The sequence below is a fragment of the Pantoea sp. K16 genome, from assembly GCF_048452805.1.
Lineage (GTDB): Bacteria > Pseudomonadota > Gammaproteobacteria > Enterobacterales > Enterobacteriaceae > Pantoea > Pantoea agglomerans.
Genome location: NZ_JBLWNV010000009.1, coordinates 153,461 through 174,040, shown reverse-complemented (window position 1 = coordinate 174,040; position 20,580 = coordinate 153,461). Strand labels below are relative to the sequence as shown.

The following is a 20,580-nucleotide window of genomic DNA, read 5'->3' as shown; positions in this document are numbered from 1 at the left end:
TCTGAGGATGTAATGAAAAGAGTGATAACCACGCTGGCCATCCTGTTAGTGGTGGTCGTAACGGGAATGAGCGCGCTGGTGCTGCTGGTCAATCCCAACGACTTTCGTGCCTATATGGTGCAGCAGGTCGAACAACGCAGTGGTTATCGCCTTGAGGTCAGCAGCGATCTGCGCTGGCACGTCTGGCCTCAGCTCAGCATTCTGGCCGGCCGGATGAGCCTGACCGCGCCGGGTGCCAGCCAGCCGATGGTCTCGGCGGAAAACATGCGGCTGGATGTTGATCTCTGGCCACTGTTATCCCATCAGCTCAGCGTCAGCCAGGTGATGCTGAAAAATGCGATAGTGCGGGTGACGCCAGATAGCCGCGCGCAGCGTGCCAGAAATGCGCCCCAGGGTCCGCGTGATGCGGAGCCGGCTTCGCCTTCCAGCGGCTGGTCATTCGATATCGCTAAACTGCGGGTAGCAGACAGTCTGTTGATCTGGCAGCAGCCAGGCGGCGACGAGTATAATTTCCGCGACCTCAACATTAATATGGAACAGGACGCGAACAAGCTGGCGACGCTGTCGCTGAGCACCACGCTGATGCGCAACCAGCGCAACGCCACACTGAATCTAAAAGGCCAGCTGGATGCCGCGCAATATCCCCATCGCCTCAGCGGCCAGTTGCAGCAGCTTGATTACACGTTGTCCGGCGCCGATATTCCGGCACAGGGGATCAAAGGCTCGCTGAGCCTGCAGGGCGAGTGGGATGGTGACCGCCAGCAGCTCTCCTTCAGTAATCTGCAGCTCACCGCCAATGACAGCACCCTGACCGGGCAGGGCAGTGGCCATATTGCGCCACCGCAGCAGCTGGCGCTGGATCTGAAAGCCAGCAACCTTAACGTCGATAATTTACTCACCAGTGCGTCCGTCTCTGACGTACCTGGCGTGCAGCACGCCACCGTGGCCCGTTCGCCGGTGATTGCTGCGCCGCGGGAACGCACCAACGCCGACTCTCCGCTGAATGACCTGGATCTGGCGCTGAAGTTACAGGCTGACAATGCGGTATGGCGCGGACTCTCTCTGACCAGTCTTTCGGTGAACGCCAGCAATCAGCAGGGAGTGATGACGCTGAAGACGCTCAGCGGCAAGCTGGGCAATGGCAGCTTCTCAATTCCCGGCAGTATCGATATCCGTCAGCCAGAGACGCGGGTCAGCCTTAAACCCCAACTCCGGTTAATTGCGATTCAGCCGCTGCTTAAAGCGTTTGAACTGCCGGAAAGTGTGCAGGGGAACCTGAGTCTGGATGGCGACCTGTCGGGCGATACGCTGACGGTCGAAGCAGCCAAACGTCGCTGGCAGGGCAGGGCGACCATCAGCGCCAGCAACCTGAAGCTGGCACAGCTGAATCTGCAGCAGATGGTGCAGCGTGCCGTGGCGCGGGTCAGCGATAAGGTCAGCAGCGATCAGGCGGTGGATGAGGGGATTGAGTCGATTAGCGCACAGGTGGCGCTGAATAAGGGCGTACTCAGCTTCAGCGATATCAATGGCAACGGACAGAATCTGGGCCTGCAGGGTGCGGGCAAAGTTGACATGGTGCAGCAACAGCTGGATATGACCCTGGGGCTGAAAATCAGCGGCTGGCGTGGCGATGATGCGCTGGTGAAGGCGCTCTCCAGTCAGCCGGTTCCGCTGCGCATGTATGGTCGCTGGGACAGCCTGCAATACTCTCTGCCGGTGGATGACGTTCTGCGTAACCGGCTGCAGAGTGAGGCGAAATCACGGCTGAATCAGTGGATCGATCGCCAGAAAGAGGGCGAGAACAAAGAGAACCTGAAGAAAATCATGCGCCCGTAGCGGGCGCATTCCCTTCTGCCAGCTAACCACTCAGACCTCGTAACTGATATCGGGCTGCAGCAGGATCTCGACTTTCTGCACCCGATGATTTTCGACCTGCAGCGTTCGCAGCAGATAGTCACCCAGTTGCAACACTTCGCCTTCCTGAGGGATGTGTTGCAGCTTATCCATCAGTAATCCCGCCAGCGTATGATAGTCACCCTGCTCATCGAGCGGCAATTTCACATAGAGCGCCAGATCTTCCAGCGGCATATGACCGTTAGCAATCCAGTGACCTTCATCCTGAATCTGAATATCGTAGCGAGCATCGATTTCACCCGCCTCATTCGGCAGATTGCCGGCGATGGTCTCCATTACATCGCTCAGCGTCACCACGCCTTCCACCGAACCAAACTCATCAACCACAAAGGCGAAGTGAGTATGGGCCTGACGAAACTGTTCAAGCGCCTGCAGCACCGTCAGCCGCTCAGGAAAGACCAGCGGCTGTCGAATCAGGGCGCGTAAATCCAGGGAATTGTGGTGCAGTGACTGGTGCAGCAGATCGATAACGTGAACCACGCCCAGCGGTTCGCTGGAGTGATCCGTAATCAGTATTCGCGTGTGCTGGTTGCGGTCGAGGCGCGACATAATCTCTGCCGGATCATCACTGAGATCGATATGTTCGACGTCGTGGCGAGAGGTCATGATGCTGTTAATGTGGCGCTGACCCATGCCCAGTACGCGGGCAATCATCACCCGTTCCTGCCGGTTAAACAGCATGCTGTCATCGCTGTCAGCAATCAGTGACGAAGTTTTCGCATCCAGCTCCGCCGGTTCTGCCGCGCCGCGCAGCAGGCGTAACACCGCTTCCGCCGTACGCTGGCGTAGTGGACGACCGGCCGACAGCACCCGACGACGATTAAAGTGCGCCAGCTGGTTCAGTGCCTCAATCACCACCGAGAAGCCGATTGCCGCATAGAGGTAGCCTTTGGGAATCACAAAACCAAAGCCTTCCGCCACCAGGCTGAAGCCGATCATCAGCAGAAAGCTTAAGCAGAGGATCACAATCGTAGGATGGTTGTTCACGAAGCGGGTTAACGGCTTGCTGGCGAGCAGCATCAGCAGAATGGCGATGGTGACCGCAATCATCATGACCGGTAAGTCATTAACCATGCCGACGGCAGTAATCACCGCATCCAGCGAGAAGATGGCATCCAGCACCACGATTTGCGCCACCACCGGCCAGAATTTAGCGCCGCCTTTTTGTTGACCGGACGCCTCATCACCCCCTTCAAGACGCTCATTCAACTCTGTGGTGGCTTTAAATAGCAGGAAAATCCCCCCTGTCAGCAGCAGTAAATCGCGCGCACTGAAGGGGTGGCCCATAAGCGTAATCCAGGGTTCTTTCAGCGTAACCAGCCACGAAAGCGATGCCAGCAGCAATAATCGGCACAATAACGCCAGCAGCAGTCCAATCACGCGCGCGCGGTCGCGAAGCGGCCCTGGAAGCTTCTCCACCAGGATGGCGATGAAGATCAGATTGTCGATGCCTAAAACCAGTTCCAGAACGATTAGCGTTACTAATCCCGCCCATAGCGAGGGATCTGCAATTACCTCCAGCATGCGTTGTTCACCTGAATGTCTTAAATTGAGTTTTCTCTGATGATAGTGGAGTGCGAAGCCACGTACAAATGGCAGGGCAGGGGGCATGTTCTCAGATAACCGCGCTATATCGTGCAAAATATGAACATAATAGTGTGACGCTTTGATTAACTTCACAGGGCGCAGTAGAGATAATTCTTAGTCATTAGCTGACAGGAAAGAGATATTCACCTGTCGGGCTTATGCGATTTATCTCATCGGGAGTATGGCATTAATCCGAATTGTGAAGAAAGGATTGCACTGCCCGTCAGGCCTCAATACTAATTGCTGGTAGTCTTTTTCCTAAAATAGTCCAGGGATGGCGGGACCTGCTTGTAAACAAGCCAGTAATAACTAGTATAGCAACAAGTTAGCAAACTCTGCCCCAGAGTCGTAATCTGCGTACCTATTCGACATTAATCGCAATGTCACGAATGAGTAATTCGCCTGTGAACGTCTGTATGATGCGTTGCGGTAACGCTAACACATTACGGGGAGCATTATGAATGATGACAGCGATATTGGCAGCGACAGCCAAGGGCGGTAGCGTGCCCGAATCGCGTTTTTGTTGATAAAGTGAGCAGCGCTGGCGGTGGTTAAGTCAGAGTAATCTGTTGGTATTCATCACGATATTATTGGTTTCATGGTTAAGATCATTGGCGTAAACGCCGCAGGAGCTCCCCTTAGAAACGGCTCACTCTGGAGAGGTTTCGTCGCTTAATGATTAAACAGGCGATAGCCGTTGCGGGTTTAAGGAAATAAAATAAAGAGTTAAATATGCGCGATACAGAATTTACGTTTAAAAGTCTTATTACCAAATTAATGCTGGCATGTTCAGACTTAATTTGTTTCAACGCAGCGTTATTTTTGGCGATGATGCTAATTAATTTGCAGTCAGATTCGCCGCTGGCAGATATTTCTGAAAAAGAAATGAATTTAAAAATTGCCACACACATTTGTCTGTCGGTAATTTGTATTGGCTGGTTCTGGGTAAGGCTGCGTCACTACACTTACCGCAAACCTTTCTGGTTCGAATTAAAAGAAGTTTTTCGTACCATTCTTATATTTTCTGTTATCGACCTGTCGATTACCGCCCTGTCGCAGTGGCAGATGTCGCGTTTCGTCTGGTTACTGACCTGGATCCTGGCGCTGATTTTAATTCCGACCTGCCGCGCGCTTTCTAAACGTCTGCTGAATAAAAATGGCTTGTGGAAAAAACAGACCATTATTATCGGCAGCAGCAAAAATGCGCACGAAGCCTGGCAGGCACTGCAAAGCGAAGAGGTCATGGGTTTTGACGTTATCGCCTTCTATGACGTTGATGGAACCTGTCCGCAGGAGATCATGAACGGCGTGCCGGTGCTGCGCGACGAGCAGGAGCTCTGGAGCCTCACCAACAGCGAAACGCAGTTTATCGTTGCCGTTGAGTATGAGCAGAGTCAGTACCGTGATGTCTGGCTTAAATCGCTGGCGATGCACAACTGCCGTTCAGTGTCAGTGATCCCAACCCTGCGTGGTGTACCGCTCTACGGTACCGACATGGCCTATATCTTCAGCCATGAAGTGATGATCCTGCGGGTTCAGAACAACCTGGCCAAACGCACGTCGCGCTTCCTGAAGCGGGCATTTGATATCGTGGGTGCGCTCTCGATTATCCTGATGCTGATGCCAGCGCTGCTGGTACTGGGCTTCCTGGTGGGTCGTGACGGTGGACCACCGATTTATGGTCACGAGCGTGTGGGAATGAATGGCCGTAAATTCAAATGCCTGAAATTCCGCTCGATGGTCATTAATTCAAAAGAAGTGCTGGAAGAGGTGCTGCGCACTGATCCGATTGCCCGTGCGGAATGGGATAAAGATTTCAAACTCAAAAATGATCCACGTATTACTAAAGTGGGCCACTTCATCCGTAAAACAAGCCTCGATGAGCTCCCTCAGCTCTGGAACGTGGTGCGCGGTGATATGAGTCTGGTCGGACCGCGTCCGGTCATTGAAGATGAACTCTGTCGTTATGCCGGTGATGTTGATTATTACCTGATGGCAAAGCCAGGCATGACGGGATTGTGGCAGGTCAGCGGTCGTAATGATGTTGACTATGAAACCCGCGTCTATTTCGACTCGTGGTACGTGAAAAACTGGTCACTGTGGAACGACATCGCGATTCTGTTTAAAACAGTGGGCGTGGTGTTGAAACGCGATGGTGCCTATTAATCGTGAGTCGGAATGAGCGCGTTAATGCGCGCTCAGAGGTGTTTTGCCGTTGTCAGGCGTGTCGTTGATAGTGGCCATCATCAGGGATATCGCTGTGCATCCATAGTCCGCTATGATGCGTGGCGTTCAGGGTACACCCTGGTAGATGGCCGCTACTTATAACAAGTGGAGCAAGGATAATGAACGACAGGTTCAGTGCTTAAGTCAGGTAGGATTTACTTTTTGTTGGACGCTTACACAGCGGCGGTTTCGCCTCTATCAATAAATAACTGATAGCGAAGATCTAAATGATTACAATCAAAATGAAATTGATACCCTTGCTGGTATCCGCCACATTCCTTAGCGGGTGTACGATCGAACCAGGTTCTCACCTTTCTACATCAGGAAAAGATGTTGTTGAACAGCAGGATAGCAACTTTGACATCGATAAATATGTCAACGTCTTCCCGTTAACGCCTTCACTGGTTGAAAGGATGCGTCCGAAGCCACTGGTGGCTCAGACGAATCCTGCCCTGCAGAACGAAATTCAGAACTACGAATACCGCATCGGTGTGGGCGATGTCCTGACCGTAACGGTCTGGGACCACCCGGAACTGACCACCCCAGCGGGTCAGTACCGTAGCGCCAGCGACACCGGTAACTGGGTGCATTCTGACGGCACCATTTTCTATCCCTACATCGGTCGTGTGCGTGTAGCGGGCCGTACCGTCGGCGAAGTGCGTGACGAAGTGTCACGTCGTCTGGCTCAGTACATTGAAAGCCCACAGGTTGATGTCAGCATCGCCTCGTTCAAATCACAGAAAACTTATGTGACGGGTTCAGTGACCACTTCTGGTCAGCAGCCCATCACCAACGTTCCGTTGACGGTGCTGGATGCGATCAACGCCGCTGGCGGCCTGGCCGCTGATGCTGACTGGCGCAACGTGGTGCTGACGCACAACGGGCGTGAACAGCGCATCTCTCTGCAGGCACTGATGCAGAATGGTGACCTGAGCCAGAACCACCTCCTCTATCCAGGCGATATTCTTTACGTTCCGCGTAACGATGATCTGAAAATCTTCGTGATGGGTGAAGTGAAGCAGCAGACCACCCTGAAAATGGACCGTAGCGGCATGACGCTGGCGGAAGCACTGGGCAATGCGGCCGGGATGGATCAAACCACCTCTGACGCCACCGGTGTATTCGTTATCCGTCCACTGCACGGCACCGATCGCAACAAGATTGCCAACATCTATCAGTTGAACACCAAAGATGCGGCATCCATGGTGATGGGAACCGATTTCCAGCTCCAGCCTTACGACATCGTTTATGTCACCTCTACGCCGCTGACGCGCTGGAACCGTGTGATTGGACAGTTGATACCGACCATCGCAGGTATCAACGATGCAACACAGGCCGCATCGCGTATCCGTACCTGGGGTAATTAAGGTCCCATCATGATTAAGTCCGTGTTAGTCGTTTGCGTTGGCAACATCTGCCGCTCTCCTACCGGAGAGCGCCTGTTTAAACGTGCGCTGCCTGATTTAGACGTTCGCTCTGCCGGCCTGGGGGCGCTTGTCGGCCACCCGGCCGACAAGACGGCGTCTGAAGTCGCTGCTGCGCAGGGTCTGTCGCTGGAAGGACATGAGGCGCAACAGTTGACGGCAGAGATGTGCCGCAACGTTGACCTGATTCTGGTGATGGAAAAGCGACATATTGAACAGGTGAATCGCATCGACCCGGCCGCGCGTGGCAAAACCATGCTGCTTGGGCACTGGCTCAATCAGAAAGAAATTGCGGATCCGTACAGAAAAAGCCGTGAGGCCTTTGAAGAGATTTACGGATTACTGGAAAACGCTACCCAGAAGTGGGTGAACGTATTAAGCCGATAGTTGGGATTATCCATGAATATAAAAAATAAGGTCAGAACCGCGCCGGGAGAGGATTCGAATGGATGGGATCTGGCGCATCTTGTGGGACAGCTAATTGATCATCGCTGGATCATTGTTGCCGTTACCGCTTTTTTCATGCTGGCGGGAACACTCTACACACTGTTTGCAACACCCATTTATAGCGCAGATGCGTTAGTTCAGGTTGAGCAGAAGAATGCCAGCACCGTTCTGAACGAAATTGACAGCATTCTGCCACCGACACCAGCCTCTGATACGGAAATCGAGATTCTGGAATCCCGTATGGTCATCGGCAAAACCGTTGACGATCTGGGTCTGGATACCGTCGTTGAGCAGAACTATTTCCCGGTTATCGGTAAAGGTCTGTCGCGCCTGATGGGCAACAAACCCGCCAGTATCGCGATTTCGCGCCTGGAAATCCCACGCACTATCGACAAACGTAACGTTGAACTGGAAGTGACCGGTCCGGATAGCTACACCGTCTCAAAAGATGGCGATGAGCTGTTCAAAGGTAAAGTCGGCCAGCTGGAGTCGCACGGCGACATCAGCATGCTGGTCAGCGAGATTCACGCTGATGAAGGCACCAGCTTCACCGTGACCAAGCTGAATAACCTGCAGGCGATCCGTTCAGTGCTCTCTAACCTGACCGTGGCAGACAAAGGTAAAGATACCGGCGTGCTGGGTCTGGAGTATCTGGGTGAAGATCCAGAGCAGATCAGTAAAGTGCTGAACCAGATTGTGAATAACTATCTGTTACAGAACGTTGAGCGCAAGTCAGCGCAGGCAGAGAAAAGCCTGGAGTTCTTACGCACTCAGCTGCCTGCCGTGCGCAGCAAGCTGGATGAAGCGGAAGACAAGCTGAACACTTTCCGTCGTCAGAACGAATCTGTTGACCTGTCACTGGAAGCGAAATCCGCTCTGGACTCCTCTGTCAGCGTGCAGAGTCAGCTGAACGAACTGACCTTCCGTGAAGCCGAAGTCTCTCAGCTGTTTACCAAAGATCACCCGACGTATCGCGCGCTGCTTGAAAAACGCAAAACGCTGGAAGGTGAGCAGGCTCAGCTGAACAAGAAAATTGCTGGCATGCCGCAGACTCAGCAGGAAATCCTGCGTCTGACCCGTGACGTTCAGTCTGGTCAGGAGATCTACATGCAGCTGCTGAACCGTCAGCAGGAGCTGGGTATCAGTAAAGCGAGCACCGTGGGTGATGTCCGCATCATCGATGGCGCGCAGACTGCTAACTCGCCTGTTGCACCGAAGAAGCTGCTGATCATCGCCGCGAGCCTGATTTTCGGTCTGTTCGTGTCAGTGGGTCTGGTTCTGCTGAAAGCGCTGCTGCATCACGGCATCGAGAACCCGGATCAGCTGGAAGAGCTGGGCATGAATGTCTATGCCAGCGTTCCACTGTCAGACTGGCAGCGTAAGAAGGATACCGAAGCCCTGGCGCGTCGTGGCAGCAAGGTGAAAACCGATCCGCACGAAACGCTGCTGGCGCTGGGTAACCCGACTGACCTCTCCATCGAAGCGATTCGTAGCCTGCGTACCAGCCTGCACTTCGCGATGATGGAAGCGAAAAACAACATCCTGATGATCACCGGTGCCAGCCCGGGTATTGGTAAAACCTTTATCTGTGCCAACCTGGCGACCCTGGTCGCGAAAGCGGGTCAGCGTGTTCTGTTTATCGATGGCGACATGCGTCGTGGTTATACCCACGAACTGCTGGGCGCAGATAACAAATCAGGTCTGTCCAACGTGCTGTCCGGTAAAACTGAATTCAGCCCGGCACTGATTCAGCAGGGCGTGTACGGTTTCGACTTCCTGCCACGTGGTCAGGTTCCGCCGAACCCGTCTGAGCTGCTGATGCATCGTCGCATGGGTGAGTTGCTGGAGTGGGCGAGCAAGAACTACGACCTGGTGTTAATCGATACGCCGCCAATCCTGGCCGTCACCGATGCCTCTATCATCGGTAAGCTGGCCGGTACCTCACTGATGGTGGCGCGTTTCGAAGCCAACACCACCAAAGAAGTGGACGTCAGCTTCAAGCGCTTTGCCCAGAACGGTATTGAGATTAAAGGTGTGATCCTCAACGCCGTGGTGCGTAAAGCCGCTAATGCATATGGCTATGGGTATGACTACTACGCCTATGACTACGGCAAGACGAACAAAAGCTGATCATTGAGCAATAAAACAGGGGGCGGTCTGACCGCCCCTTTTTATCGTCCCTTTGAATGACGACACGCATCAATTTACACAGGTTATTCTGTCCAAACCCACAAAAGCGATACATCTATAAATCGCATGGCGAGCGTCACTCAACAGAATTCATCACCAGCAGGCATCGCCCGCACGCAATTTGTGACCGTGCAATCAGACTCGCTGTAAAGCCAGTCGGTAAGGCGAAGCGTGATTATTGCTGGCATGAGAACTTGTGGAATTAAGGAATCACACCATGGCTCCATATTGGTATGTATCAGGCTTTTTACTGCTGCTTTCGCTGTTTGAAATAGCGCTAAAAAAAGACGAACGCACAAATTATATTCTGACCTGGCTACTCTGTTTTGCCGCCGTGACTTTGATTATTTTCGGGGGAATACGCGGTCTTGGTACCGGCATGGATGACTTTCAGTACCGGAGCTTCTTCGAAGACTTTGTAAGACGTATTGAGATTAATGGCTTCTTTAATACCGTTGCGTTTTTCCGTTACGAACCGCTGATTTTTGCGATGGCCTGGCTCACCAGCCTGTTTTCGCACAATGCCAGCATCTTCCTGTTTGTCTTCTGCGCCATTGCAGTTTCCATCAATACCTGGTTTTTCAGGAAGATGTCTCCGTATCCGGTGCTGGCGCTGGTGCTCTATTCGGCGCACATCTTTATCAACAAAGACATTAACCAGATTCGCTTTGGCCTGAGTTCTGCGCTGTTCCTTGGCGTTCTCTGGTCGATCTATCTCAAGCGCTACTGGTGGGCATTTGCCTTCTTTATTCTGTCGTTCACGAGCCATAACACCGGTGTCATGGTGGTGACGCTTGTGCCGTTCCTGTTTATCCGGGACTGGCGCTGGTGGCCGGTCATTATCATCGTTGCCAGTCTGCCGCTATCGGTTGTGGGTGGCTCGGGCTTTATTGCCCTGATTGCCGGTCATCTGGGATCGCTGGGAGAGAGGGCATCGGGCTATAACAATGACCCCTCCTATGCAATGGGTGGCAGCATCCTGGCCGTATCGAACCTGAAAAACATCATGCTGGTGTTCGTCTTCTTCTATTTCATGCTGACCGATAAGCTGAAGCGCGAGAATTACGCCCAGTATCGCCTTAACTATCTGCTGATTTTAAGTTTTGCCATCGGCGGGGCGATCAGGATCTTCCTGTACAACTTCCCGTCAGGTTCGCGCCTGTCCAACTATCTGCAGCAGGTTGAGCCGATCATCCTGACCTCGCTGATTTATCAGGCAAGGCGATCCTGGAAGCCAGCGCTGTATGCCATGCTGGTGTTCTTCCTGCTCTATTACCTCTACTACAACACCATTTCAACCAAACAGGCCGTTACCGGTTATGAAGTGGCGCGGGAGTTTTGGCTGATCCACTAATCAATCTGACGACCGCCTCTGGATGACGAGTTTCACCCAGGGGCGGTCGTCGGTCAGAACACAGGTTTTTCATCGACCGTTGTCGAATGAACTGTTTATTTTTGAACTACTTTAATGAGGTGCTGGCAATGAAGGACATTCGTTTCTCCATCGTAATTCCGGCTTATAACGCGTCAGAATCGATTGTCACGACGCTGGATTGCGTTAAAGCACAAACGTATCGCAATTTCGAAGTCATCATCGTTGATGATAAATCTGCGGATGCCGCCGCGCTGGCGGATGTGGTGCGCAGCGAACGTTACCGGGATCTCGATATCAATCTGGTGCTCTCCGAGGTCAAACTCAACGGAGCCGGTGCACGTAACAAAGGCATTGAGCTGGCGACCGGTGACTATGTCAGCTTCCTTGACGCCGATGATGAGTGGGCTGCGGACAAACTGCAGCAGGTGAGCGAAAAAATTGCTCAGCTGGACGCACAGGGCAAAAAGAATTTCGTCATTTTCAGCCAGGTGAATATCTATCAGGATGGCACGTTCCTGAAAGTGATGCCGATGCAGCCGCCAGGCAAAAATGAAACGGTCGCGGAGTATCTGTTCGGCTGCTACGGCTTTATCCAGACCAGCACCATTGTGCTGAAGCGGGAAGACGCGGCGAAAATTCAGTTCGATACCCGCTACATCCGTCATCAGGACTACGATTTCTGCATACGTGCCGACCGCATGGGCTATGACTTTGTGATGATCGCCGCACCGCTGGCGAACTACCATCTGGTCACTAAGTTTGGCTCGAAACACAAAGGCGAATCGGTGAACTACTCGATGTTCTGGCTCGATAGCATGAAGCCGCATCTGACCCCGCGTGACATCCACACCTACAAAGCTTTTAAGCTGCCGCTGCGCTACAAGATGGATGGTAAGTCGCTGATGGCGAGCCTGAGCTTCGCGCGCTACTTCTTCCTCACCAACAAAGACAACCGTGCTTATTTCATGAACCGGGTTAAAGACAAGGTCAGAGCACGTTTCGGCGGTGAGAAAGCGATCTCCTGACGCGCGCCGCGCCTCGCTCTGCTCCTGATGCCAGGAGCGACTCTTTTTACGATTAATTCAGGGTTGAAGATGAATACTTCTGTTGGAACCGTTGGCATTGTCATGCCTATGTATAATGCACGTCAGACGGTGTTACGCGCGGTGCAATCGGTTATCAATCAGCACTATACCGACTGGCATCTCTATCTGGTCAACGATAAATCGACCGATGACTCGCTGGAATTTGTGCGTGAGCATTGTCAGGATCCGCGCATTACCATTCTGGATAACGCGGTCAACATGGGCGCAGCAGAGACCCGAAATGTCGGGCTGCGCGCGGCCACTGAAGAGATTATCGCCTTTCTCGACAGCGACGATGAGTGGCATGCGGATAAGCTGACCCAGCAGGTCGCTGCCATCGCGGCCGGCGATGATTTTGTGATTACCGAATATCACTATAAAACCCGCAAGGCTGAGCACGACATTACCTACGGCAAACCTTACCTGCAGCAGGAAAACTTTGTGAAGAAGCAGTATCGCGTCTGCTTCTCCTCCGTCTGTTTCCGCCGTCCGCCGCAGGGGCTTTTCTTCCAGCGCAAAGGCCACGAAGATTTCCTGTTTTTGTATGAATTATTCACCCGCTATAAGCAGGCGCGCGTAATTCAGACGATTCTGGTCAACTATTACGAATTAGGCGATTCCCTTTCCCGTAATAAGAACAAAGCGGCCCAGTGGCACCTTGAATTATTAAGAATTATCTATAAAAACAATCCTTTAAAAATCTATTACTATTACGCCTGGTATATGGTGAATGGTGTGCTGTTTACCCTTAAGCATCGTTAAGCCTGTCGGCAGGATTGTCTTTAAAATTTGAGGTGGATAGCGTTTCATGAAAAAAATTGTCCTGGTGATCAAAGATGCTTATTCGTATGCGGGCACCGAGAACATCTGTAACTTCATGTCAGAGTGTCTTGGCGAGACCCATGAAGTCACCATCTACTCGCTGGAAGGCAGTGGAAAAACCTTTTACCCGTTTGAGCACGTCAAACAGATCGTCAGCTTTGAAGGGCAGAGCAATCCGATCAAAAGCGCGGTTGCCCGGATTCACGAAGAGGGCTTTGATACCGTCTTCCTGATCAGCATGGGTCGCCTGAGCGTGATGTTCGCGTTCTGGAATCTGCTGGCGATGAAGAAGAAGCGGGGCAAAGCCTACGCCTGCGAACACATCGCCATTAACTCCTTCAGCAAACCGATTAAGTTCCTCAAGTTTCTGCTGCTGCGCTACTACGACCGCGTGATTGTTCTGACCGACAAAGATCATCAGGTGTTCAGCCGCTGGCGCATTCCCAGCAAGCAAATCCCCAACCCGGTGGTTTACAAAGACTATCAGCGCCAGACCCGTCATCGCCAGGCGCTGGCCGTAGGCCGTCTGGATAACCAGAAGGGCTTTGACCTGATGCTGGATATCTGGCGCGACTTCGCCCGCAGCCATCCTGACTGGACGCTGGTGATTGCCGGTGACGGTGAACTGCGTCAACAGTTGCATGACCAGGCGGCGGTGCTGGGCATCACCGACAGCGTGAAGTTTGTCGGTAAGGTCAGCAATATCAACGACTACTATCGCGACAGCGATATGGCGCTGATGACCTCGCGCTACGAAGGATTGCCACTGGTGCTGCTGGAAGCAAAATCCTGGTCACTGCCGGTAGTGGCATATGACTGCCCGACCGGTCCACAGGAGATCATCAATCACGGTGAAGATGGTTTCCTGGTTCCGATGAACGACAAAGCCACGTTTCTGGCCCGAATGGAGCAGCTCGCCAGCGATGACGCGCTGTTCTATGCCATGAGCGAAAAAACGAAACAGACCGCGCTGAAATTCGACGGTAATCAGATTAAGCAAAGCTGGCTGTCACTGGTTTAACCGGAGCTGGAAAAGCTCACTTGCGACGTGCCTCAGGGACACCGCCATGGCCAATGGCCTTATTGACTACGGGAATTGATGCATGAAAAGAAGAGAAGTTTTACAGACCGCCGCCTCCGCTCTGGTGGGGGCTCTCTCCGTGAGCACCTTTTCCAGCTACGCTGCAAAAAGTAACGGTATCGCCCTGAAGCCGGTTGATGCCACTGACGTGCCTAAAGGCGACGTGCCAATTCTGACCCCGGAAAATGTCTACGCCATGCCGCCGCAGTTCTGGCAGGGCTTTGAAGGCAAACTCTGGATTGGTAAAGCGGGTGCAGATGCCAGCAAACCGGGCAACCAGATCCCGGTCTTCCTGCGTGATGCCAGCGGCAAAGTGTCGGAGATTGCTCAGCCTATCGCGCTGAACAAAGGTAACTTTGCCCAGTTTATTCAGGACAATGCTGCGCTGATTGCCAATCCGTCGCATTCGATGGCAGTTGAAGACAGCAGCGGTCAGACGCTGTTCAACATCGCGGATGTCAGCCGTCCGGGCGCTGCAGATTTCAGCCAGCGTCTGGCACAGCCAGCGGGTTATCAGCTGATTGGTGAGATCCCGTCCGTAGCGGAGTTACGCAAAACCCGTCCGCTGTTTGAAGGCGCCAAGGTTAAGCTGAAAAGCTGGCATGAAGGACGGGAAGTCGGCGGCGGCGAGTTTGTCGGCAGCTTCCAGCCCGCTCAGAATGATGGCGGCGTAAACTTTGCCGGTGAGGGCTTTTCCTGGCGTCGCGTGGTAGACGATTTTAACCGCCTGACCCTGTTTGATTTCGGTGCGATTGCCGATGGCAAAACCGATACGGCACCCGCCATTATGGCGATGTTCCAGTGGTCACAGCAGGCTAACCAGCAGATCTGCGTCCAGTTCCCGGCCGGGACCTTCATGGTCTCAGCCTGTAACCTTGGCGATAAGTATCTCAACTTCTTCCGCATGTCCGGTGCGATGGTAAACTTCGGCTACTTCCCGGCGACCACGATTGTCTCGGATGGTAAGTCAGAGTTCGTCTTTGAGATGAATGCCCGTCGGGTTGAGCTTTCCAACCTGAACTTTAACGGCAACAGCGATAAAAGCCCCAACAAGCAGGGCTTTTTCCATAACAACTGCCCTGGCGGACAATATTTCCGTGGTGCCTGCCTGCGCTTTAACGCAGTTGGCGGCACCGCCATCAGCCTGCAGGATACTCTGGATTGTAAAATCGACCAGTGGTACGCCTCACGCTGTAGCGGCGATGTGATCAAATCGGGCTGGTCAGGTCAGAAGCAGGGCAAATGGGACCACAGCACCGCGATTGAGCTGTCGAACTTTAATGCGCAGTACTGTCGTGGTGGCAAAGTCCTCAATCTGCCGCGCTGCGGCCAGTCGATTATCCATAATGGCTGGATTGAGCACTGTGATAACCCGGGCGATCTCTCCAACGGTCAGTGGATTGTCGATGCGCTGAGTCTGGAGGATTGTAAGAATCCGCTGATCGCGCATAACACGCGCCTGAATATGCGGCAGACCAGCCTCCAGTCGGGCAGCTGGATCGACAACTCTATGCAGGGCGACCGTCTGCTCAGCATCTGGGAGATGGGATCGACCCGCGTGGAGTCCTATGGCGTCGCGCTCGATGGCAGCCTGAAGTACAACTACATCACCTCGCGCTGGCGTTTAGAGAACAACACGAATCAGGAAACCTGGTTTGATCTCGGCAGTCTCTACTCCCCGACCGTGGGTGATTCGTGGGAGATCGAAATTTTTGGTCAGTCGCAGTTCAGCAACGGCAGTGGCGATAAGCCGCTGATGGACCTGATCGGTGACAAGACCACCGGTGGCCGCGCGATGATCCATGTACAGCGCAAAAAAGATCGCTCTGAAGCGAGCTGGTCGGCCGAAGGCAGCAGCCCGATTGTCGATGTGCGCTATGTGGCTGAGCATGACACCGATGTCCGCATCTTCATCAAACTGGCAGGCTGGACGCCGTCGGTGGCCGTGCTGGTGAAAACCACCGGTAAAGATCGCTTTGTCACCGGTCGCTGTGCGCGCGTTAACGCGAAGATGGAGAAGGGCAATCCTCCGGCGGGCGACGCGACTAAACGCGCGCCGCAGCGCTTCAGCCTGCACAACGGCAAAGCGGGCGTGGGCGCTAATGAACAGGGCGACCTGCTGATGGCTTCCCGTCCGCTCTCCGCCGATCAGGTCGATACCAGCAAGCCAGAAGGCTTTGTTTCCGTCGTGATCAACGGCAAACAGGTCGCACTGCCTTACTTCGCAATCAAGTCGTAATCCCTTGCATCACGGCCGCCACAATGGAGGCGGCCGGTTTTAACAGGAGCACTACCTTTGGGTGCGTTATCCCGTAAAGCATTACTTTAAACAGAGTTCATTTTGCCCATTGCGGATCTGGGCGGCTTACAGAATTAAAAAAATTCATTCGGAGTTGTTATGAAAATTTTATTGGTGGGTAACCATACGTGTGGAAATCGCGGGGATGGCGCGATTCTTCGTGGACTGATTGATTCAATGAAGTCTGCACGCAGTGATTTAGAAATTGATGTTATAAGCCGTTATCCAACCAGCTCCGGTTATCTGCTTCAGCAGGATATTAAGCAGGATGCGCTGTATCTGCACAACAGCAAATCAGGTAAAGGTCTGGTCGGTTCGTTCAAGCGTAAAGTCGCGAACCGCCTGATGCCTGATATCATGATGGCGCATCTGGGCAAGGGCGGGATCTTTAAGTCGTTCGCTGTACCCCCGCACCTGAAGGCGTTTACTGACAGTCTGGCAAAATATGATGCGATTATTCAGGTTGGCGGATCGTTCTTCGTTGACCTCTATGGTGTGACCCAGTTTGACCATGCCCTCTGTGCGCTGATGGCGAAAAAGCCGATCTACCTGATCGGTCACTCGGTGGGGCCGTTCCAGAACCCGCGCGTCAATGCGCTGGCAAACTTTGTCTTTGATCGGGTCGACAGCCTGGTGCTGCGTGAATCGGTCAGTCTTGACCTGATGAAGCGCGATGGCGTGACCAGTTCTAAAGTCGCGTCTGGCGTTGATACCGCTTTCCTGGTGCGGGCACGCGAAGTCGAAAATCCAAGCCATAACCTGCTCTACTGGCAGGGCATTATCGATGGTCGTAAAACCATCGCGATCACCGTGCGTGAACTGGCACCGTTTGATAAACGTCTGGGTGTGACGCAGAAAGAGTATGAAGCGGCATTTGGCCGGGTGATCAATGCCATGATTGCTGAAGGCTATCAGGTTGTGGCGTTCTCAACCTGTACCGGCATCGACAGCTATGCCAAAGATGACCGCATGGTTGCACTGACCCTGCGTGACCACGTGACGCAGCCTGAACATTACCATGTCATTATGGATGAGTTTAATGACCTGGAACTGGGCATCCTGCTGAATCATTGTCATCTGACCATTGGTACCCGCCTGCACTCGGCGATTATCTCCATGAACTTTGGCACCCCGGCTGTGGCGATTAACTACGAGCACAAGTCGATGGGTGTGATGAACCAGCTTGGTCTGCCGCAGATGGCAACCGATGTGAAAAGCCTGATGGATGGCTCGCTAATCGACAAGGTGAAAACTGTGCTTGCCGATTACGACAACATCAAGCTCAAGGTCGACACGGCCGTTGCGAATGAAAGGGAAATTGGCAACCGGATCACTGAAGAGATTCTCAAAGTATTAGGGTAATGTGATGAAACTGACTTTTTTCACCATGCGTTTCCCGGTTGCCTCTGAGACATTCGTATTAAATCAGGTAACCCACTTTATTGATGCCGGTTACGAGGTGGAGATTATTTCAGTCTTTCCCGGCGATTTAGTGAACCGGCATGCCGCTTTTGATGAGTATGGTCTGGCGGCGAAGACGCATTATCTGCTGCCGGAAGAGAAGATCTCGATTGTCGATAAGCTGAACCAGCGTATCAAGCTGGTGCTGCCAAAAGTGACGAAGCCGTCGCTGCTGCGTTCGCTGAATGTGCGCCGTTATGGCGCACAGTCCAGCAAACTGCTGCTGCCGTCGATTGTGGCGAATGCTAAACAGACCTTCACCGCAGATGTTTTCCTGGTGCATTTCGGCTATGCCGGTGCGCTGGCGAACAAGCTGCGTGAGCTGGGCGTGCTCAAGGGTAAACAGGCGACCGTGTTTCACGGCGCCGATATTTCCCGTCGTCACATTCTGGAAGAGCACAAACTCGACTATGTGAATCTGTTCCGCCAGAGTGAGCTGATGCTGCCTATCAGCAATCTGTGGAAGAATAAGCTGATTGAGATGGGCTGCCCGCCGGAAAAAATTCACGTTACGCGTATGGGCATTGAGCCGGAGAAGTTTAACTTCCAGCCGCGCCAGGCGTTTCAGACGCCGCTGCGTATCGTTTCGGTGGCTCGTCTGACCGAGAAGAAAGGGCTGGATGTGGCGGTCAAAGCCAGCGCCATCCTGAAGCAGCGTGGCGGTCAGTTTCAGTACACCATTATCGGTAACGGCGATCAGGATGAGATGATGCGTGATTTCATCGCCCGCGAGGGGATGGAAGATTGCGTCAGCATGCCGGGCTTTAAACCGCAGGAGGAGATCCGTCGCGCGCTGAGTGAGGCTGACATCTTCCTGCTGCCTTCCAAAACCGCCGCAGATGGCGATATGGAAGGTATTCCGGTTGCACTGATGGAGGCGATGGCGGTCGGCCTGCCGGTGGTCTCAACCTTCCACAGCGGCATTCCGGAGCTGATCGAAAACAACGTATCTGGCTGGCTGGTGGAAGAGGACGATCCTGAGGCGCTGGCGGAGACGCTGCTGAAGCTCTCTCAGGGTGAAGTGGATGTGGCGCCCGTGGTCGCGGCCGCCCGTCACAAAGTTGAGACTGAATTTAATCAGCATATCGCCTACGGCGAACTGGCACAGATTCTGGAGCGACTGGTGTGAGTGGATTTAAGTCACAGGCGATTTGGCTGTTCGGCAGCACCTGCTTCTCGGCAGTGCTGCAGGTTGCACAGCTAAGCTTTCTCGCCCGCAAACTGGAAACCCACGAGCTGGGTCTGTTAGCCATCATCAACGCCATCCTGGCGGTGGCGGGTGTGCTGCAGGATATGGGGATGAGCAGTTATCTGGTGCATCGCCAGAACATTACCCGTCGTGAGCAGAGCACCATCTACTGGGTGAACGTCTCACTCAGCTTGTGTACTGGCCTGATCATGCTGCTGATCGCCTTCCCGGTCTCCTGGTTCTATCATCTGCCGGAGCTGGTGGGTCTGATCATGCTGACCAGCCTGAACTTCCTTGTGCTGGGGCATCTGTCGCAGTATCAGGCGCACTACATCAAAACCAAGCGGATGGTTTCGCTGGCGAAGATTGAGATGGGCACCAAGCTGTTTGCCTTCCTCTGTGTGGTGGCGATGCTGGAGTTCACCTCGCTCACCGTAGCGGCGGCGATTCTCGGTCTGTTCATCAACGCCTTTACCCGCATCCTCTGCATGATTGCGCTGGGTGAGAAGTCGTGGCGTCCGACCTGGGAGTTCGATAAAGCGACTTTTATTGGCGCGATTCGCTACGGCAGTTATCAGCTCGGCTCGCAGACCATTAACCAGCTGCGAACCCAGGCCGATGCGCTGGTGGTCGGTAAAGTGATGGGCGCAGAGATGCTGGGTGTCTACTCGCTGGCGAAAGAGCTGGTGCTGCAACCGCTGAAGCTGGTGACGCCGGTGATTAACCGTCTGGCACTGCCGCGCTTTGCAGAGAAGCAGCACGATGCCGAGCAGCTGAAGAAGCTGTTCCTCAAAGGCACGCTGGGGATTATGCTGTTCAGCAGCGCGATGTACCTGGTGATTGGCATCTTCTCGCCGGTTATCGTTCGTGTGCTCTACGGCGCATCCCACGAGCAGGTCTATCACCTGATTCCGCTGATGCTGCTGTTTGGTATGCTGCGGCCGATGGGCGGACTGACCGGGGCAATTTCCCAGGCCAACGGACGGACCAACGTTGAGTTCTACTGGAACATCGTGGCGAGTATTGTGGTTCTGGCGGTGCTGGCAACCACCTTTATCTGGCCGAACGTGCTCTATGTGGCGCTGACGCTTTCCATCTCGCAGATTCTGATCTCGGCACTGGCTCATCCATTCTTTATCAAGCCGGTGATTGGCATTCGGTTTATCCCTTATGCCCGACAGTGGGTGGCGGTGTCGGTGGTATTTGTCGGCATAATGTTGCTGGTGAATCACTTTAATCTGTTTGTGATGCCAGAGTGGTTTGAAGGCTGGTTGTAATCACAATTGCGTTATATCAACGGGCGGCCTCAGGGTCGCCCGTTTTCATTTATGGCTGGTCTCAGCCGCGCGGCGACCAGGGGTGGAAATAACAGAGGCGATATTCGATTACTGATTGTCTTTATTCAGTTTATGCCGTTGCTGGCAATGGGCAAAATGCCGAATTTCCAAGTTATGACAGAGAGTTACTGTCCGATTTTCAG

General features: G+C 53.4%; 14 protein-coding genes. 13 read left to right on the top strand and 1 reads right to left on the bottom strand.

What is annotated here, in order from left to right; genetic code table 11:
* Positions 1-12: 12 nt before the first annotated feature.
* Entirely contained in the window at positions 13-1,836 is a 1,824-nt protein-coding gene (gene asmA, locus ACK13D_RS13725) for an outer membrane assembly protein AsmA (protein ID WP_418796623.1), read from the top strand.
* A gap of 30 nt (positions 1,837-1,866) precedes the next feature.
* On the opposite strand, the gene ACK13D_RS13720 is transcribed toward asmA, so the two are convergent.
* Positions 1,867-3,438: a TerC family protein gene (locus ACK13D_RS13720; protein WP_010670979.1), complete on the bottom strand. Its 1,572-nt coding sequence runs from the start codon at positions 3,436-3,438 to the stop codon at positions 1,867-1,869.
* A gap of 795 nt (positions 3,439-4,233) precedes the next feature.
* On the opposite strand from ACK13D_RS13720, the gene wbaP reads away from it, so the two are divergent.
* The 12 genes from wbaP (at position 4,234) to ACK13D_RS13660 (ending at position 20,377) form a co-directional block, all read left to right on the top strand.
* Positions 4,234-5,667, top strand: coding sequence for an undecaprenyl-phosphate galactose phosphotransferase WbaP (gene wbaP, locus ACK13D_RS13715; RefSeq protein WP_022625020.1), 1,434 nt, complete (start codon positions 4,234-4,236; stop codon positions 5,665-5,667).
* A gap of 287 nt (positions 5,668-5,954) precedes the next feature.
* Entirely contained in the window at positions 5,955-7,094 is a 1,140-nt protein-coding gene (locus ACK13D_RS13710) for a polysaccharide export protein (protein ID WP_010248145.1), read from the top strand.
* A 9-nt stretch (positions 7,095-7,103) separates the two neighbouring features.
* The gene (locus ACK13D_RS13705) at positions 7,104-7,538 is read left to right on the top strand and encodes an arsenate reductase/protein-tyrosine-phosphatase family protein (protein ID WP_010248142.1); all 435 of its coding nucleotides are present in this window, start codon (positions 7,104-7,106) and stop codon (positions 7,536-7,538) included.
* 12 nt (positions 7,539-7,550) lie between these two features.
* Positions 7,551-9,728 (top strand): tyrosine-protein kinase Wzc, encoded by a 2,178-nt coding sequence (wzc, locus tag ACK13D_RS13700; RefSeq protein WP_010248139.1) that lies wholly within the window; start codon positions 7,551-7,553, stop codon positions 9,726-9,728.
* A gap of 277 nt (positions 9,729-10,005) precedes the next feature.
* Positions 10,006-11,142 (top strand): EpsG family protein, encoded by a 1,137-nt coding sequence (locus ACK13D_RS13695; protein WP_010248137.1) that lies wholly within the window; start codon positions 10,006-10,008, stop codon positions 11,140-11,142.
* Between the two features lie 128 nt (positions 11,143-11,270).
* Positions 11,271-12,188, top strand: coding sequence for a glycosyltransferase family 2 protein (locus ACK13D_RS13690; protein WP_031591361.1), 918 nt, complete (start codon positions 11,271-11,273; stop codon positions 12,186-12,188).
* Positions 12,189-12,257: 69 nt separating this feature from the next.
* Complete coding sequence (locus ACK13D_RS13685; protein ID WP_010670978.1) at positions 12,258-13,010, top strand: glycosyltransferase family 2 protein; 753 nt, start codon at positions 12,258-12,260, stop codon at positions 13,008-13,010.
* Positions 13,011-13,056: 46 nt separating this feature from the next.
* The gene (locus ACK13D_RS13680; RefSeq protein ID WP_010670977.1) at positions 13,057-14,091 is read left to right on the top strand and encodes a glycosyltransferase; all 1,035 of its coding nucleotides are present in this window, start codon (positions 13,057-13,059) and stop codon (positions 14,089-14,091) included.
* A gap of 82 nt (positions 14,092-14,173) precedes the next feature.
* Complete coding sequence (locus ACK13D_RS13675) at positions 14,174-16,390, top strand: phage tailspike protein (protein WP_163798726.1); 2,217 nt, start codon at positions 14,174-14,176, stop codon at positions 16,388-16,390.
* A 159-nt stretch (positions 16,391-16,549) separates the two neighbouring features.
* The gene (gene wcaK / locus ACK13D_RS13670; protein ID WP_010248124.1) at positions 16,550-17,812 is read left to right on the top strand and encodes a colanic acid biosynthesis pyruvyl transferase WcaK; all 1,263 of its coding nucleotides are present in this window, start codon (positions 16,550-16,552) and stop codon (positions 17,810-17,812) included.
* Positions 17,813-17,816: 4 nt separating this feature from the next.
* Positions 17,817-19,040 (top strand): glycosyltransferase, encoded by a 1,224-nt coding sequence (locus ACK13D_RS13665; RefSeq protein ID WP_010248122.1) that lies wholly within the window; start codon positions 17,817-17,819, stop codon positions 19,038-19,040.
* Positions 19,037-20,377, top strand: coding sequence for a lipopolysaccharide biosynthesis protein (locus ACK13D_RS13660; protein WP_010248120.1), 1,341 nt, complete (start codon positions 19,037-19,039; stop codon positions 20,375-20,377). Before ACK13D_RS13665 ends, ACK13D_RS13660 begins: the two co-directional genes overlap by 4 nt.
* Positions 20,378-20,580 lie beyond the last annotated feature (203 nt).

Bases quoted from the DNA above. Each gene is read 5' to 3' on its own strand.
- asmA (WP_418796623.1), top strand. From the start codon at position 13: ATGAAAAGAGTGATAACCACGCTGGCCATCCTGTTAGTGGTGGTCGTA.
- ACK13D_RS13720 (WP_010670979.1), bottom strand. From the start codon at position 3,438: ATGCTGGAGGTAATTGCAGATCCCTCGCTATGGGCGGGATTAGTAACG.
- wbaP (WP_022625020.1), top strand. From the start codon at position 4,234: ATGCGCGATACAGAATTTACGTTTAAAAGTCTTATTACCAAATTAATG.
- ACK13D_RS13710 (WP_010248145.1), top strand. From the start codon at position 5,955: ATGATTACAATCAAAATGAAATTGATACCCTTGCTGGTATCCGCCACA.
- ACK13D_RS13705 (WP_010248142.1), top strand. From the start codon at position 7,104: ATGATTAAGTCCGTGTTAGTCGTTTGCGTTGGCAACATCTGCCGCTCT.
- wzc (WP_010248139.1), top strand. From the start codon at position 7,551: ATGAATATAAAAAATAAGGTCAGAACCGCGCCGGGAGAGGATTCGAAT.
- ACK13D_RS13695 (WP_010248137.1), top strand. From the start codon at position 10,006: ATGGCTCCATATTGGTATGTATCAGGCTTTTTACTGCTGCTTTCGCTG.
- ACK13D_RS13690 (WP_031591361.1), top strand. From the start codon at position 11,271: ATGAAGGACATTCGTTTCTCCATCGTAATTCCGGCTTATAACGCGTCA.
- ACK13D_RS13685 (WP_010670978.1), top strand. From the start codon at position 12,258: ATGAATACTTCTGTTGGAACCGTTGGCATTGTCATGCCTATGTATAAT.
- ACK13D_RS13680 (WP_010670977.1), top strand. From the start codon at position 13,057: ATGAAAAAAATTGTCCTGGTGATCAAAGATGCTTATTCGTATGCGGGC.
- ACK13D_RS13675 (WP_163798726.1), top strand. From the start codon at position 14,174: ATGAAAAGAAGAGAAGTTTTACAGACCGCCGCCTCCGCTCTGGTGGGG.
- wcaK (WP_010248124.1), top strand. From the start codon at position 16,550: ATGAAAATTTTATTGGTGGGTAACCATACGTGTGGAAATCGCGGGGAT.
- ACK13D_RS13665 (WP_010248122.1), top strand. From the start codon at position 17,817: ATGAAACTGACTTTTTTCACCATGCGTTTCCCGGTTGCCTCTGAGACA.